At 45.7% G+C, this 16,015-nt stretch carries 14 protein-coding genes; 9 read left to right on the top strand and 5 right to left on the bottom strand.

Going from position 1 to position 16,015, the window contains the following annotated elements; translation table 11 throughout:
- Nucleotides 1-6: 6 nt before the first annotated feature.
- From hslV to priA, 3 genes are all read right to left on the bottom strand, one after another.
- The gene (gene hslV / locus ACO1PK_RS04470) at nt 7-525 is read right to left on the bottom strand and encodes an ATP-dependent protease subunit HslV (protein ID WP_189430214.1); all 519 of its coding nucleotides are present in this window, start codon (nt 523-525) and stop codon (nt 7-9) included.
- A 59-nt stretch (nt 526-584) separates the two neighbouring features.
- A complete protein-coding gene (locus ACO1PK_RS04465) occupies nt 585-1,160 on the bottom strand; it encodes an SPOR domain-containing protein (RefSeq protein ID WP_423187473.1) in 576 nt (191 codons plus the stop codon).
- A 136-nt stretch (nt 1,161-1,296) separates the two neighbouring features.
- Nucleotides 1,297-3,471, bottom strand: a complete 2,175-nt coding sequence (priA, locus tag ACO1PK_RS04460) for a primosomal protein N' (protein ID WP_423187472.1) — start codon at nt 3,469-3,471, stop codon at nt 1,297-1,299.
- Nucleotides 3,472-3,682: 211 nt separating this feature from the next.
- Here priA and rpmE point away from each other — a divergent pair, with 211 nt between their 5' ends.
- A complete protein-coding gene (gene rpmE / locus ACO1PK_RS04455) occupies nt 3,683-3,895 on the top strand; it encodes a 50S ribosomal protein L31 (protein WP_423187471.1) in 213 nt (70 codons plus the stop codon).
- Nucleotides 3,896-3,941: 46 nt separating this feature from the next.
- Here the strand turns inward: rpmE and ACO1PK_RS04450 are convergent, their stop codons facing one another.
- Complete coding sequence (locus tag ACO1PK_RS04450; protein ID WP_423187470.1) at nt 3,942-4,400, bottom strand: hypothetical protein; 459 nt, start codon at nt 4,398-4,400, stop codon at nt 3,942-3,944.
- A 388-nt stretch (nt 4,401-4,788) separates the two neighbouring features.
- Between ACO1PK_RS04450 and ACO1PK_RS04445 the strand changes: the two genes are divergently transcribed.
- Nucleotides 4,789-6,033, top strand: a complete 1,245-nt coding sequence (locus ACO1PK_RS04445; RefSeq protein WP_423187469.1) for a malic enzyme-like NAD(P)-binding protein — start codon at nt 4,789-4,791, stop codon at nt 6,031-6,033.
- Nucleotides 6,034-6,073: 40 nt separating this feature from the next.
- On the opposite strand, the gene metJ is transcribed toward ACO1PK_RS04445, so the two are convergent.
- Nucleotides 6,074-6,409, bottom strand: a complete 336-nt coding sequence (metJ, locus tag ACO1PK_RS04440; RefSeq protein ID WP_423187468.1) for a met regulon transcriptional regulator MetJ — start codon at nt 6,407-6,409, stop codon at nt 6,074-6,076.
- A gap of 177 nt (nt 6,410-6,586) precedes the next feature.
- Here metJ and metB point away from each other — a divergent pair, with 177 nt between their 5' ends.
- The 7 genes from metB to ACO1PK_RS04405 all read left to right on the top strand — a co-directional run bounded on the left by metB (nt 6,587) and on the right by ACO1PK_RS04405 (nt 16,012).
- The gene (gene metB / locus ACO1PK_RS04435; protein ID WP_423187467.1) at nt 6,587-7,759 is read left to right on the top strand and encodes a cystathionine gamma-synthase; all 1,173 of its coding nucleotides are present in this window, start codon (nt 6,587-6,589) and stop codon (nt 7,757-7,759) included.
- A gap of 13 nt (nt 7,760-7,772) precedes the next feature.
- Nucleotides 7,773-8,897 (top strand): aspartate kinase, encoded by a 1,125-nt coding sequence (locus ACO1PK_RS04430; RefSeq protein WP_423187466.1) that lies wholly within the window; start codon nt 7,773-7,775, stop codon nt 8,895-8,897.
- A gap of 118 nt (nt 8,898-9,015) precedes the next feature.
- Nucleotides 9,016-11,925 (top strand): diguanylate cyclase, encoded by a 2,910-nt coding sequence (locus tag ACO1PK_RS04425; RefSeq protein WP_423187465.1) that lies wholly within the window; start codon nt 9,016-9,018, stop codon nt 11,923-11,925.
- Nucleotides 11,926-12,026: 101 nt separating this feature from the next.
- A complete protein-coding gene (gene argC / locus ACO1PK_RS04420) occupies nt 12,027-13,055 on the top strand; it encodes an N-acetyl-gamma-glutamyl-phosphate reductase (RefSeq protein WP_423187464.1) in 1,029 nt (342 codons plus the stop codon).
- The gene (argB, locus tag ACO1PK_RS04415; protein ID WP_423187463.1) at nt 13,052-13,816 is read left to right on the top strand and encodes an acetylglutamate kinase; all 765 of its coding nucleotides are present in this window, start codon (nt 13,052-13,054) and stop codon (nt 13,814-13,816) included. The genes argC and argB overlap by 4 nt, the downstream gene beginning before the upstream one ends.
- A gap of 59 nt (nt 13,817-13,875) precedes the next feature.
- Entirely contained in the window at nt 13,876-14,790 is a 915-nt protein-coding gene (locus ACO1PK_RS04410; RefSeq protein WP_423187462.1) for an ornithine carbamoyltransferase, read from the top strand.
- A 7-nt stretch (nt 14,791-14,797) separates the two neighbouring features.
- On the top strand, nt 14,798-16,012 hold the full coding sequence (locus ACO1PK_RS04405; protein ID WP_423187461.1) for an argininosuccinate synthase: 1,215 nt from the start codon (nt 14,798-14,800) through the stop codon (nt 16,010-16,012).
- The last annotated feature ends 3 nt before the right edge of the window (nt 16,013-16,015 follow it).

Raw genomic sequence — 16,015 nt, 5'->3', positions numbered from 1 at the left:
ACCTGCTTATAATTCTTCAATAGTCTGGTGGTGATTGGTATAAACGCAAATATCACCGGCAATTTTCAGGCTTTTTTCCACGATATCACGGGCACTCAGCTCAGTATTTTGTAATAACGCAGTGGCGGCAGACTGTGCAAAAGGACCGCCGCTACCAATCGCGATCAGATCATGCTCTGGTTGAATCACATCACCATTTCCGGTAATGATTAAAGAAGTATTGGCGTCGGCTACAGCCAGTAACGCTTCCAGCTTACGCAGCATACGATCGGTGCGCCAATCTTTGGCTAGCTCTACCGCAGCACGCATAAGGTGACCTTGATGCATCTCGAGTTTTGCTTCAAACCGTTCGAATAAGGTGAAAGCGTCGGCAGTACCACCAGCGAAACCTGCGAGAACTTTATTATGATAAAGACGACGGACTTTACGGGCGTTACCTTTCATCACGGTATTACCCAAAGAAACCTGGCCATCACCGCCAATAGCAACATGACCATTGCGGCGCACAGATACGATAGTTGTCATTTAAAAATGCCCTATGGCGAATTAACCTAGGGCATAAATAGGGGTGAGATATTTGCTTTTCAAGTCCAGTTGCGAACCTGACAGGTATTAATACCCATCTGACGTAGCTTGTTCATATCGACAGTGGCTGCACGGCGCGATTCATAAGGACCAAGAATCACTCTGAACCACACGCCATTGCTACCTTCTGTTCTGCGCACATCGGCAGTAATGCCGGCGAAAGCAATTTGTGCTTTCATCGCCTCTGCTTGTGATTGCTGGCGGAAAGAGCCGCATTGCAATTGCGCTGGACCGCTGCGCCGTTGCTCGGTCACTTCTACAGTAATTTCTTTATTTTCAAGCTCTTCAATATATTGATAAGGCTCAGCAACGGGTTTGGGTGGCAGTTCATCTTTAGGCTTGGTTTGCACAGGCGTAGGTTGAGCAATCACCGCTTCGCTATTCACCGGAGTTTGTTGCCGTAAAAACCATAAACCATAAATAAATATTGCTAAGGTCACACACGTTAGGGCGATCAACAGCCAAGGCTTAGACTGTGAAGTCTTATTGCTATTGCTACGACGTGTTCTTTGGTTAGGCTTACCCTTATTGGCCGGTTTCGGGCGACTGGCGCGCACATAATCTTTTTGTGGCATAACGACTGTCTAAATTCCTACTTAATACGTTTATCGCTTAGGGCCTTGATATTCTACGCGGTTCAACAAAAAAATGAAAATACGTTATCTAGAGCGTGTTGACCTTAGCTGATTAGATTCTGTTCGTCTGGCGTGGTTAACTCAAATCTAGCGCGTCGATATCCAGTTGCCATTTAATTTTTCGGCTTAGCGGCCAGCGCGTTAATTCGGGTAGCAGCTGTTGTATCGCGTGATGCAATGCCGTTCGTTGCCGACTATAAAGATGTAACTGCCAGCGATATTTGCCTGCTTTACGTTCTAGAGGTGACAGCAAGGGGCCCATCAATTGTAGTGTGGGATCTGGTCTTAGAGCATCGGCAATAGCTTGCAGCCATTGTTGGCAAAGTTCGCTTTGTAACGCTTCGGCACGAAACAGCGCTAAGTGCTGGTAAGGTGGCAAAGCCGTTTGCTGCCTTTCCAGTAAGGCGCTGCGGGCAAAAGAAGCATAACCATTCTGAATAATATCTTGTAATAAAGCATGCTCTGGATGCTGGGTTTGTAACAGCACTTTACCCTTATCATGACCTCGGCCAGCCCTTCCTGCGACTTGTGTTAATAATTGTCCAAGCTGTTCAGGTGCGCGAAAATCAGCACTGTATAAGGCGCCATCGACATCGACAATAACGACCAAGGTGACAAAGGGGAAGTGATGGCCTTTTGCCAGCATTTGCGTGCCAAGGATTAAACGGGCACCTGCTTGATTGATATCTTCAAGTAACGCCCCTAAAGCGCCTTTGCGGCGGGTGCTATCACGATCGAGTCTGGTCACAGGGGTGTTGGGAAATAACTGCTGTAAATGCTCTTCTAATTGCTCTGTACCCTGACCTACTGGGGCGAGACGTGAGCTGCCGCAATGGCCGCATTGTTTAGGAATGGGTCTGCTGGCGCCACAATGATGACATAGCAGCTGTTTGCTATGTTTATGATACGTTGTAAAAGCGCTACAGCGCCGGCACTCCGTTAGCCAGCCGCATTCTTGGCAGCTTAGCGCTGGCGCAAAACCGCGGCGATTTAAAAACAGCATCACCTGTTTACCCAGGCTGAGTTGTTGACGAATTTGCCTGATACTACTGTCGGCCAACCCGAATTGCAGTTGCTGTTGTTTTAAATTGATTAGCTCAAATGCAGGCATGGCTTGGCCACCCGCCCGATTGTTTAGCAGCAAATGACTGAAACGACCTTGCTGGGCATTATAAAGTGATTCTAAACTGGGTGTGGCGGTGCCAAGTAATATCGGGCAATTTTCTAGCGCTGCGCGTTTAATCGCTAAGTCGCGAGCATGATAGCGAAAGCCCTCTTGTTGTTTTAGCGATAAATCATGCTCTTCATCAATGATGATTAGGCTTAGCTTTTTAAAGGGTAAAAATAACGCTGAGCGAGTACCAATAACAATAGCTGCACTGCCACTGGCGGCATTCAGCCAACAATTGAGCCGCTCGCCATCACTTAAATTAGAATGCCAAGCAAGCACGGGAACGTTAAAGCGTTGAGTAAATCGTTGCAGTGTTTGCGGCGTTAACCCTATTTCTGGTAATAGCAATAAAACCTGCTCACCACGTTCCAATAAAGGGGCAATACACTGTAAATAGACTTCGGTCTTGCCTGAGCCCGTCACACCCTCTAATAAGAATGTCCGAAAACGTCCCTGAGCTTGTTGCACGGCTGTAACCGCCAGCGCTTGGTCCACTGTGAGCTGTAATGCGGATTGGGCTAAACCTTGGAAAAGGTAAGGTTGCCGCGGTAACGGGATGCGTTCAACCAAAGCTTTATCCAGTAAGGCTTTTAAAGCAGTTCGCGAGTGTTGAGAAAGTAGTGCTGTTTCATTCAACATGCCTTGTTGTAGACTTTGCCATAACGCAAGTTGCTTGGCTGAGCGTTTAAAATCCACGGCACTACAGGCATGTCCGCTTGTCGTTAAACGGTAGCCCGTCAATGCATAAGCTGAGAGTTCTCGTCCTTCGCGGAGCAGCGCGGGTAACGCTGCCGTTAGTACCTCTCCCAAAGGGTGATGATAATAGTCAGCCGCAAAGCTGAGTAACTGTCTAAGCCGTTCAGATAATACAGGCTGGTATTCTATCACCGCGCTTACTGGTTTGAGTTGGGATAGTTCATAGGGGCTATCTGGATTAAATTGCCAGACCACGCCGATCAATTCGCGTTTACCAAAAGGCACTCGAACCCGACAGCCTTGGCTAACCTGAATATCATCTGGCAGCAGATAATCAAAATGCTGACGAAGCGGCAGGGGTAAAGCAACACGAATAACAGGCACAACAGTTTCCAGAACAGATGCAAAGAGACATCAGTTTAAGTAACCGCCAGCGCCTTGCCAAGTAAAAGAAAAAATCCGGCTTTTTTAAGTTCGACAATTGCAACTTGATTGGCTATCCATTAAACTACGCGCCCTAAATTAACTGTAATTTCGTATGGTGTTTGGCATCAAAGATATGACCAAATAGCGATACGGCCCAATGAGGTAACCCATGAAACCAGGTATTCACCCAGAATATAAAGAAATTACTGCTACTTGTACTTGCGGTAATTCATTCAAAACGCGTTCAGCAATGTGTAAAGACATTCACTTAGACGTGTGTTCTGCTTGCCACCCATTTTACACAGGCAAACAGAAAGTGTTAGACGTAGGTGGTCGTGTTGATCGCTTCAAAAAGCGTTTCTCTGTTTTGGGCAACCGTTAATCGTTGTCGGAACATAAAAAAACCGGAGCTGAGCCTCCGGTTTTTTTTATTCATCTAATGGGAAGTTGCTATAAATGTGAATGCTTTGGGTGTTTTCAGGTTTTCGGTTGGTAAATTTAAATAGAAACAGTTCTGCATTATCAAGTAAATATTGGGCATCAAATATATGTTGTTGGGCTAAAAAACCGTAGCCTAACCAATGGGCCATTAGATTTATCGCCATAGGATCGCGTTTCTTTAATCCTAAATTCAAATAGCGTAATGCTTGCCCAGTATTTTGTTCTACCCCTTCACCAAAAGCGTAAGCTAATGCGATATGTGCTGCTGCGTCACTGCGTTCTGCACGTGCGGCTCTAACAGATCGTCTTAACGCTGTAATCAGCTCCGAGTGGTCATTGCTGAGTTTTGGCAACGGCTCATGAATAACGGCGATAGCGTGCATTGGCAAAAGCAGCGAGCAAATAATAAAGCCAATAGTGAATATAATATTACGTGAATAAGCCATTATTAATATTACATAGTTAATTACTGGTAAATGACATGTATTGTAGTTGGTTTTTTTAAGCTGGCAAGTTTCACTTAGATTTTTTGTAAATTTTTGTGATGTTATGTTGATTATTCGACAGGTGTGGACCTTGCTTGTCTGGGCACTCGTTATAATTAGCGATAAATAGCCGTCTGTAGATATTGGTGTCTGCGTACTTTCTTGATATAACAGTATCTGAATAATACTAAAGTCGTAATAGCATTAATAATACTGCTGGTACGTCCAGCTCGATTTTGGTGTTTTTCCAGAACAGAGCTCATTAGAATGAGCCGCCTCTCGGTTTGCAGTATAACAAAAACCATGCAACCGCAGTTTGTACCTGCTTACTTTACTCAGGAAGAATAGAATGTCAGATTTCAGAGAACAAGCCCTACGATACCATGCTGAACCCCGCCCAGGGAAAATCAGTATAGAAATTAGTAAACCCGCCGAAACAGTAACTGATCTTGCTTTAGCTTACAGTCCCGGTGTTGCTGAGCCCGTGCGTGAAATTGCCGCCGATGTTGATAATATCTACAAGTATACTGGCAAAGGCAATCTCGTTGCAGTGATCTCAAACGGTACGGCTATCCTGGGGTTAGGTAACCTTGGTCATATGGCATCTAAGCCTGTGATGGAAGGTAAAGCTTTACTCTTTAAACGCTTTGCTAATTTAGACTCGATTGATATCGAAGTATCGACGACAGATACTGCGGAATTTATAAATACCGTAGCAAACATAGCAGATACTTTTGGTGGCATTAATTTAGAAGATATTAAAGCGCCTGAATGTTTCGAAATAGAAAAAGCCTTAATAAAGCGCTGTAATATTCCAGTTTTTCACGACGATCAGCATGGTACGGCGATTGTTACTGCAGCGGGTATGTTAAACGCTTTAGAGATTCAGGGTAAAGATATTCGCAAAGCCATCATCGTTTGTATGGGGGCCGGTGCTGCAGCTATCGCGTGTATGGAATTACTGATTAAGTGTGGTGCCATGCGTGAACACATTTATATGCTAGATACTAAAGGTGTTATTCATACTCGTCGCGAAGACTTAAATCAGTATAAGCAGTTATTTGCGAATAATACCGATAAGAGAACTTTGGAAGATGCTTTAACTGGCGCAGATGTGTTTGTGGGTGTGTCAGGCCCTGATGTTTTACCCCCTGCACTCGTTAAATTAATGGCTGATAATCCGGTTATCTTTGCTTGTTCTAATCCTGATCCGGAAATTAAACCTGAGTTAGCTCATGCGGTTCGCGATGATTTGATTATGGCGACAGGTCGTTCTGATTACCCTAATCAGGTGAATAATGTATTGTGTTTTCCGTTTATTTTTCGTGGCGCTTTAGACGTTCGTGCCAGCGAAATTAATGATGAAATGAAATTAGCTGCGGTTCAGGCCATTCGTGCTATAGCTAAGGAACCCGTGCCTGAAGTGGTACTGGCAGCAGCAAAAGTCAAAGCATTAACTTTTGGTAAGTCTTACATTATTCCAAAACCGATGGATCCGCGTTTACTTCCAAGAGTTGCGCGAGCTGTGGCGGAAGCTGCAGTGGCTTCTGGCGTCGCAAGGATTACCATGCCAGAAGGCTATTTTCAACACTAACGTTTTTAACGCTAAGAAAAACCGCCATTTGGCGGTTTTTTTATTCTTCGTCGCTTTCGGCTTCAATAATAACGGGGATGGGTTTACCCATGCTAGTTAAAATCTGCCGAACTTCCGTTGGAATTTGGTGTGGGTTATCTTTACGTAAGTCTTCATCGGCAGGCAGGGGCTGGCCGGTAAAAGCATGTAAAAACGCTTCGCACAGTAATTCGCTATTGGTGGCGTGCCGCAGGTTATTCACCTGACGACGAGTACGCTCATCCGTTAGCACTTTTAATACGTTCAGCGGAATCGACACGGTGATCTTTTTAACTTGTTCTGATTTTTTGCCGTGTTCCGCGTAGGGGTGAATATATTCACCGTTCCACTTAGCCATATGGGTCCCTTGTTATTGGTCGAGAAAAGTTTGCTCGCGCAAATGCGGAATTTTACTGTTTTATGCGAGACAGTCAAACACTGTGCACTAAATAAACATTATAGACGGCTAAATGGTTTGACATCCAGCTTAAACCGATTATAATTTTAGCCATCTAAACATCTATATGGATTCAACATGGCTAGACGTCATCCTGCTACTATTGCTGCTCGTGCTGGCATTGCCGAAGATACCGCGTACGGTGCTGTTACACCACCCATTTACTTAACTTCAACCTATGAGCTTGAGGCTTTTCGTCAGCCGGGACCTTATGATTATTCTCGTTCAAATAATCCAACCCGTGATGTGTTAGCAGAGGCGTTAGCTGAGTTAGAGGGTGGAGCTAAAGCGATCGTAACTAATACCGGGATGTCGGCATGTTTACTCGCACTACAATTGTTAAAACCGACAGATACCCTAGTGTTTCCTCATGATTGTTATGGCGGCAGTTATCGGCTTTTTATCAATCTGGCGCAGCGCAAACAGGCTTTTCATATTCAGATTGTGAATTTCCAACAGCCTGATTGGGCGGAGCAAGTTCAAGCTGCCTCGCCTGCGATGATTTGGCTGGAAACCCCCAGTAACCCCTTGTTACAGGTGACGGATATTCAAGCGGTGTGTCAACTAGCCGAAAAGTTGCAAGCGAAGGTTGTGGTTGATAACACCTTTTTATCCCCCGTATTGCAGCAGCCTCTGTTACTTGGCGCTGATCTTGTGGTGCATTCCACCACGAAATACATCAATGGCCATAGTGATATCATCGGTGGTGCGCTGATCGCTAAAGATGCCGCGATTGGCGATGAGTTAAAATGGTGGGGAAATTGTCTTGGCTTGACTGGCGGGGCCTTGGATGCGTATCTCACCTTACGCGGCTTGAGAACCCTAAGCCCGCGGATCCGATTGCAAGAAGCCAATACCGTTGCCGTTGTCGATTTTTTGGCTGCTCATCCTTTAGTTAAAAAGGTTTATTACCCGGGCTTACCAGCACATCCAGGTCATGCTATTGCTAAATCGCAACAACATGGCTTTGGTGCTATGTGCAGCTTTGAGCTAAACGCCGAGCCTGACTATCTGCATGATTTTTTTGCGGCATTACAGTATTTCACCTTGGCCCAATCGCTGGGGGGGACTGAAAGTTTAATTTGTCATCCGGCAACCATGACGCATGCCTCTATGGATGCAGCTGCTCAAGCACGCGCAGGTATTAGTGCGACTTTGGTGCGGTTATCTGTGGGTATAGAGGATATTAGCGATTTAATAGCTGATTTAGAGCATGCATTAGAACAAGTTGCCCTGCGACTCACCGTTTGATTTAGGATTTTTTATGACATCGAATCTTGCTTTTGTTTCGCAGCAAGCCGCTAAGCTGCCTGTGTTATCTGTGGTTGTTGCCGGTACTGGTAATGTTGGCACAGAATTTATAAGTTTATTTCAGCGTCAGCAACAACGTTTGGCAAGTCGCGTCAATTTGCAGCTTGCCGGTGTATTTAATTCTCGAAAAGCATTACTAGCCCCAGGAATTGATGCTACTGAATGGCAACATAGTTTTGCGAATGCTGATCATTATCAGCCAGCAGATTTACTGGCCTATTTGGCAAAGTTACCCGCACCGAAAGTGTTAATCGATATTACGCCCAGTCAAGCTTTTGCCCGCCAGTATCCTGCTTTTATCGCGGCGGGTTGCCATATTATTAGTGCGAATAAACAAGGTGTCACATTACCTGGACCAGAGTATCAAGGTATTCTGTCTGCTTTAGAACAGCAGCATTTAAACTGGTTTAGCAATACGACGGTGGGGGCTGGTATACCGGTACAAAGAGTGCTGCAAGAGTTACAGCAAAGTGGCGATCATATTTTACAAATTAGTGGCGTATTTTCAGGGACTTTATCTTGGTTGTTATGCAGTTATGATGGTAGCAAGCCTTTTTCTGAATTTGTGCTAGAGGCGCAGTCACTCGGCTATACGGAACCCGATCCACGTGATGATTTATCAGGTAAAGATGTACAACGTAAATTGTTAGTATTAGCGAGAGAGTTAACACTCCCCTTGGAACTAACCGACATAACACTAGAGCCGTTACTACCGGCAGGTACCGAGCTTGGCTCTTGGGATGATTTTTGGCAGAACAGAGCGATTTTAGATCAGTTCATCTTAGCAAGGTATCAGCAAGCCACTGCCGAAAATAAAGTGTTGCGTTATGCTGCAACTCTCAACTTGCAACATGCACAAGTGCAAGCTGCAGTGAAATTAGTGGCAGTCTCAAAAAGTGATCCTCTGGCTGCTTTGGCTCCCTGTGACAATATGTTTGTGATTGAGTCGCACTGGTATCAGCAGAATCCATTGGTATTAAAAGGACCAGGGGCTGGACGGCAGGTCACGGCTGGTGGTTTACATGCCGATCTGGCGGTGCTTGCGCATCATGTCGAGCTCCGGTCAGTGGTTAGGTAAATACTTGAAAAGGTTATTAAGAGCAAACTAATGCAGCGCCGCTTGGCAAAGCGGCTAATTTTCAGGTAGTCTTAGTTTAGAATTAGCTTAGCAACTTGCTACTAACCGGAACTGCTGAATGCCTTTGTTGTATTTGCGTTATTTATGCTTAGCTCTAGCTTGTTGGTGTTTATTGTTGATCCCAACAGTCTCACTTGGGCTATCTAACGCCAACACTGCAGTACCTTCTTTAGAGAATTACTTTAAAGAAAGCCTTAATACCCGTCATGGTTTACCTCACAATACGATCAATGCATTAGCGCAAACTGCCGATGGTTACCTGTGGTTTGGTACTTGGGAAGGTGTTGCCCGATATAATGGTCGGGAATTCCGAATTTTTGATCGCAGTCCTGAAACTGGTTTACCTGATGTTGGTGTCAGAACATTTCATCTAGATCGGCATGGTAGCCTTTGGATCGGCGGTTCCCGCGGCGGCTTGGTGCGGGTTAGTGCCGGGCAATGGCAGGCTTTTGAACCGCTTGGAGTGCTGATTAATCGTCTGTTACTTGATTCTCAAGAACGATTATGGATAGCCACTGAAGGTAATGGGCTCTTTATGCAAGACCAAGCGGGTCAGCGTATCCATTATTTACGGCAGCAGGGTTTACCGTCAGAACAAGTTCATAGCTTAATTGAAGATCAGCAAGGTCGTATTTGGGTTGGGACCTCAGATGGTTTAGTTTATCTTGATGAGCAGCTGAATATCCAAGCCGTTGCGCCGGAGGCATATAATAATGTTCCGGTATTTGCATTAGCCATTAATGAAAAAGACCAGTTGCTGGTTGGCACTGAACGGGGCTTATTTCTTTCTAGCTCGCTTGAAGATAAGCCTATTACGCTGCTAGCTAATGTACCTATTTCTGCGCTATTGTTTGAAAATAACGATGTGCTGTGGATCGGCACTATTGACCGTGGTTTGTTCCGGCAACATGCAGGTGTTACGGAAGAGCTAACAATCCAACAAGGCTTACCTAACAACCGTATCTTAGCGTTATTGCTTGATGCGGAGAAAAATTTATGGGTAGGGACAAATGGTGGGGTGTTCCGGCTAAGGGATGCGCCCTTCAGCACTTTTACCACAGCACATGGCCTTGCAGATAACTACGTTCGCTCGGTGTTATCGCATTCTGATGGTTGTATGTATATTGGTACTAGTCGAGGTTTAAACCGCTACTGTGCTGGCAAGATAGACACTGTTGATTTAAGTCCGGTTAGTGTTGGCCAGTCTGTATTAAGTTTAGCGGAAGGCCCCGAGCAAAGCCTCTGGGTCGGCACTTATGCTGATGGTTTGATTGAGCTAAAACAGGGCAATATTACGCGTCATTTTAATGCTGATAAGGGATTGCTAGCAAATGAAGTCAGGTCAGTGTTGCCATTAACGGATGGTACAGTTTGGGTTGGCACCGCATTGGGCGCTAGTCGGATTGATACCAAAGGCATCGTCAGCTATGGAAAGGCTGACGGTTTACCTAGCCCTTTTGTGATGGCCTTGTATCAAAGTCAGGCGGGTGACATCTTTATCGGTACTGGTGCTGGGGTTGCCATCTATAGTGACAATGTTTTCCAAGTACTAGATTTTTCGACTTTAGATAATGCCGACTATGCTTTTGGTTTTACTGAAGATAGTACTGCAGACATCCTGTGGATGACCACGGATAGGGGCTTGGTTGCTTACGATTTAACCTCAGGCCGCATGAGTATGATTGGGCGGGCGCAAGGCATGCCCTTTGATAAATTGTTTCAACTGGTGTTAGACCAGCATGGCTATTTTTGGATTAGTAGTAATAGAGGTGTGTTACGAATAAACCGAGCAGATGCCTTAGATGTTATTTCAGGTAAAAGACAGCAGGTTTCCTATGAATTATTTGGCGAAAGTGATGGTATGGCAAGCTCTCAGGCGAATGGTGGCTCAGCTAAAGCGGCAGCGCTGCATTATGATGGTTCTGTTTGGGTGGCCACGTCGATTGGGGTGAGTCGAGTACAACCTTTGCGTTTGCAGCAGTTTGCAAAATTGCTGCCACCAGTGGTGATTGAAAACTTAGTAGTAGATGGTGTCAAACAACGCCTTGCCGATCTACAGCCATTACCTGCAGGCACTAATCGTGTTGAAATTCATTATGCTGGCTTAGGCTATATTATGTCTGAGCGCATTCAATATCGAACTTTGCTGGAAGGGTTTGATCAGGATTGGGTACTTAGAACGATTTACACTGCCGCTGAGTACACCAATCTGCCTCCAGGCAATTATCGTTTTAGGGTAACTGCTGCCTATCCGGGGGGCAGTTGGAGTCAGAATGAAGCGCAGTTATCCTTTGAAATCCAGCCGTACTTATGGCAGCGTGGTTGGTTTCAATTACTGATTTTGTTCGCTTTAGTTGCGGCAATTTTTATGCTGGTTCGTTGGCGCTTAAGCAGCTTAAAACGGAATGAAATACGCTTACTAAAATTAGTCTCTGAACAAACGTTGGAGTTGCAAATACTGGCCAAGCAGGATGCCTTAACCGGATTAGCAAATCGCCGCGCTTTTGATGAAGTTCTGCAAAATGAATATCAACGCGCGCATCGTTCAAACTCTTCACTCTGCTTAGCCTTGTTAGATGTCGATCATTTTAAACAAGTGAACGATAAGCTTTCTCATGCTATGGGCGATGAGGTGTTAAAGCGAATTGCGACTTTGCTCAAACAACAAAGTCGTAGTGTTGACTTGGTTGCCCGATGGGGTGGAGAAGAGTTTGTTATATTATTTCCAGACACCAGCTTGGCAGCTGCAGCAGAAGTCTGCGAGCGATTAAGAGAAAAACTTGAAAAATGTGACTTTAGTGAGCTATCAGCTGATTTGAGTATGACCATCAGTATTGGCTTAACCTCAAATGCCAAGCTGGAATTGGCGCAAATGTTGCTCAGTGCGGATCATGCTCTATATCGAGCTAAACGCGAAGGCCGAAATCGAGTCATCATTTCCGATCATTTTTTGGATAATAATTCATAAAAACAGCATAATAATTCTTGATTGTGCATGCCCTTCGTTCTACACTAGCCCTCGATTTGTGCTATAACTGTTAGCCTATTTTTTATTGTGAAGAGTGGTTCATGTCAGTCGATCATCAAGATACTAAAATTCGCAGCGCCGTCTTAGGTGCTGCAGGTTACAGCGGTGCCGAGCTGTGTGCCTTACTTGCGGCTAATCCTTATTTTGAGCTGAGTTATGCCTTTGCCTCTGCTGGGCGTGTCGCTGAGCCTTTCGCAAATTTATATCCTAGATTTCAACAGCAAATCGATATTCTGGTTGAGCCTTGGTCAGATACATTAATCGAGAGCTTAGCGATCGATGTGGCCTTTTTGGCCTTACCGCACGAAGCCAGTGAAGAAATTGCCCCTAAGCTACTAGCGAAAGGCATAAAGGTGTTCGATTTATCCGGTGCCTTTCGTTTAAAACAGCCCGAGCTCTATCCACAATATTATGGCTATGCCCATCAGCATCCAGAGCTGTTAGAGCAAGCCGTTTATTCACTCATGGAATGGCAAACTGGCCCGTTGGGTGATTTAGTTTCAGTGCCGGGTTGTTATCCCACTGCCTGTTCTCTGGCGTTATTACCAGTGTTAAAAGCCAATTTAGTCGCAGATGATTGTATTCCGGTTATTAGTGCTACCAGTGGTGTATCTGGCGCTGGTCGTAAAGCGAGTTTAACGACCTCATTTTGTGAAGTGGGTTTGAATGCTTATGGCTTTTTTAAACACCGCCATCGTCCGGAAATTGAACAAAACTTGGGTCGTAAGGTGGTATTCACGCCACATCTAGGCAATTTTAAACGCGGTATTTTAGCAACCTGTGTGGTGAATTTAAAAGCAGGGGTAACGCCTGAGCAAGTTAATGCAGTCTTTGCTGAGGCTTATCAACATAAGCCGCTCATTCGGTTTAGCAGCAAATCGCCGAATGTCGCCGACGTGGCTGGTACGCCATTCTGTGATCTTTACTGGCAGCAAGATGGTGAACAATTAGTGATTATGTCGGCCATTGATAATTTATTAAAAGGTGCCGCTGCCCAAGCAATGCAGGCCGCCAATGTCAGATTCGCTAAGCCGGAAACCGCCGGGTTATTACCAGGAGCTTTAGTATGAAGCCGGTCGTGCTGAAAATGGGCGGTCGTTTATTACAGGATCGCAATGCACTGGATGCCTTACTGGCGGTATGTGCCAGTATTAAACAGCGAAGACCCGTTATTCTGGTGCATGGTGGTGGCGATCAGGTTGATCAATGGCTGGCGAAATTTGGCTTTACTACCGAAAAAATTGATGGTCAGCGCGTGTCGCCTGCCGAGCAAATGCCGGTGATTACCGGTGCCTTAGATGGTGCGGTAAACGCAGAAATGGTGAGTCGCGCCATGTTACAGGGCTTAAAACCGGTGGGCTTAAACCTCTCTGCCGGTAATGCGTGCCAGTTTACGGTTAATACCCAGCTGGGCGCTGTAGGTATTGCTAAGCCGGCTGATGCGACCTTACTTAATGTGCTCCTCGCTGAGGGCTTTACCCCCGTGTTTAGCTCTATTGGTATTGGTAGCGAAGGGCAATTATTAAATGTTAATGCTGATTTAGCCGCTGCTGCGATTTGCCAATTAGTCAAAGGCCAGTTGGTATTACTGACCGATGTGCCGGGAATTTTGGATGGCAATATGCAGCTTATTCCTGAGCTTTCGACGGAGCATGCCGCACAGTTAGTGGCGCAAGGCGTAATTAAAGGCGGTATGAAAGTTAAGTTAGATGCTGCCTTAGACACTGCTGCTGCGCTAAAGAGTAATATCGTAGTCGCGGGTTGGCAGAACCCAGACGATCTGATGAATCTGATGCAGGACAAGCCCGTGGGCACCTGTATTTTGTACTAACCGATGCGCCAAAGGCGCTTTAGCAATAAGGATACCGCTTAGCGGATAACGCGTGTTTTATGAGTAAACTAACCCAGCTGCTATGTTTAGCTGAACTGGATCAAGCACAATTGTCAGAGCTATTGGATCTGGCAATTAAGATCAAACAAAGTCCACAAGATTATCAAACCGCCTTAAAAGGGCGCAGCATAGCGCTGTTGTTTGAGAAGCCTTCATTGCGAACCCGCGTCAGTTTTGATGTCGGTATTAACAAACTTGGTGGTCATAGCGTTTACCTTGATTTGCAAAACGGTGCTATGGGCGTGCGTGAGTCAGTGGAAGATTTTGGTAGCAATCTGGCGTGCTGGACCGATGCCATCGTGGCGCGGGTTTACTCTCAAAAAACCTTAGTGCAATTATCGCTAAGTAGTAAAAAGCCGGTGATTAATGCCTTAAGCGATCTTTATCATCCTTGCCAAGCCTTAGCCGATTTATTAACGCTAAAAGAGCAATACGATGATTTAAGCAAGGTGCATTTGGCCTTTGTCGGCGATGGTAATAATGTCTGTCATTCTTTAATGCTAGGTGCGGCCATTATGGGGATGGATTTAACGGTGATCACGCCACAAGGTTTTGGCCCAGATGCGCATGTGCTGCTAAAAGCACAGGAAATGGCGCGGCAAAGTGGTGCTAAATTAACCTTAAGTCAGCATGTGTCTTCTGCTGCGGGTGCTGATGCTATCTATACCGATACGTGGTTATCGATGGGTACCCGAGCCGATCCGGCATTAATTGAGCAGTTGTTTAGTCCTTATCAAATCAACACTGCAGTAATGCAGCGTTTAGCCGTAAAACATTTTATGCATTGTTTGCCGGCACATCGCGGTCAGGAAGTAACCAGCGAAGTGCTAGACAGTGAGTACTCTTTGGTATTGCAGCAAGCCGAAAACCGGATGCATGCACAAAATGCCGTTTTAGTCAGTTTATTTAGTTGAGGTTGTGATGAGCGCGAGTAACATTAAAAAAGTCGTATTGGCCTATTCAGGTGGTTTAGATACCTCGGCTATCGTGCCTTGGTTAAAAGATAACTATAACTGTGAAGTTATCGCCTTTGTAGCCAATGTGGGGCAAGGCGATGAAGAGCTGGCCGGCGTAGAAGAAAAAGCCATTAAATCGGGCGCCAGCAGCTGTTATGTAGTTGACCTGCGCGAAGAGCTGGTGAATGAAGTGATCTTCCCAACATTGAAAACCGGTGCCGTATATGAAGGCCAATACCTGTTAGGTACTTCTATGGCGCGCCCGGTGATTGCCCGTGCTCAGGTCAAATTAGCCTTAGAACTGGGCGCGGATGCGCTTTGTCATGGCTGCACCGGTAAAGGTAACGATCAAGTGCGTTTTGAAGGTGCCTTTGCGGCGCTGGCGCCACAGTTAAAAGTGATTGCGCCTTGGCGTGAGTGGGAATTTAATTCTCGCCAATCACTGTTAGATTATTTAGCCGAAAAGCAAATTCCTACTACGGCTTCCGCGACCAAGATTTACAGCCGTGATGCTAATCTTTGGCATATTTCGCACGAAGGCGGCGAAATTGAAAATCCATGGAATGAGCCATCAGAGCAGATCTGGATGTGGACTAAATCGCCAGAGCAAGCGCCGGATCAAGCGGCCTATGTTGAGCTAAGCTTCGCGGCAGGTGAGCTGACCAAAATTAATGGTCAGGCGTTGGGTGGTGTTGCTGCCATTGAACTGTTAAACGAAATTGGTTCAGAGCACGGTATTGGTCGTATTGATATTGTGGAAAACCGGTTAGTTGGCATGAAATCTCGCGGCTGTTATGAAACCCCGGGCGGCACCATTTTACTGGCGGCATTAAAAGGCTTAGAAGCCTTAGTTTATGATCGTACCTCGCTGAAATACCGTGAAGAAGTCGGCCAAGAGTTTGCCCAGTTGGTCTACGATGGTCGCTGGTTTACGCCACTCAAAGACGCCTTACTGGCGGCAGCAACGTCACTGGCACAACAACTGACCGGTGATGTAGTGATTAAGCTATACAAAGGTAATGTGACCGTAGCAAAACGCCGTTCGCCCAATAGCCTGTATTCAGAGGCCTTTGCTACCTTTGAAGGTGACGAAGTGTACAACCAGAAAGATGCCGAAGGCTTTATCCGTTTATACAGTTTGGCCAGCCGCATCCGTGCCTTACACGCGAACAAGGATTAAGCA

Source organism: Alishewanella sp. d11 (assembly GCF_049390205.1).
In the GTDB taxonomy this organism is placed as follows: Bacteria; Pseudomonadota; Gammaproteobacteria; order Enterobacterales; family Alteromonadaceae; genus Alishewanella.
Note: the sequence above shows the minus strand (reverse complement) of the source record. Positions and strands in the feature narration are given on the sequence as shown.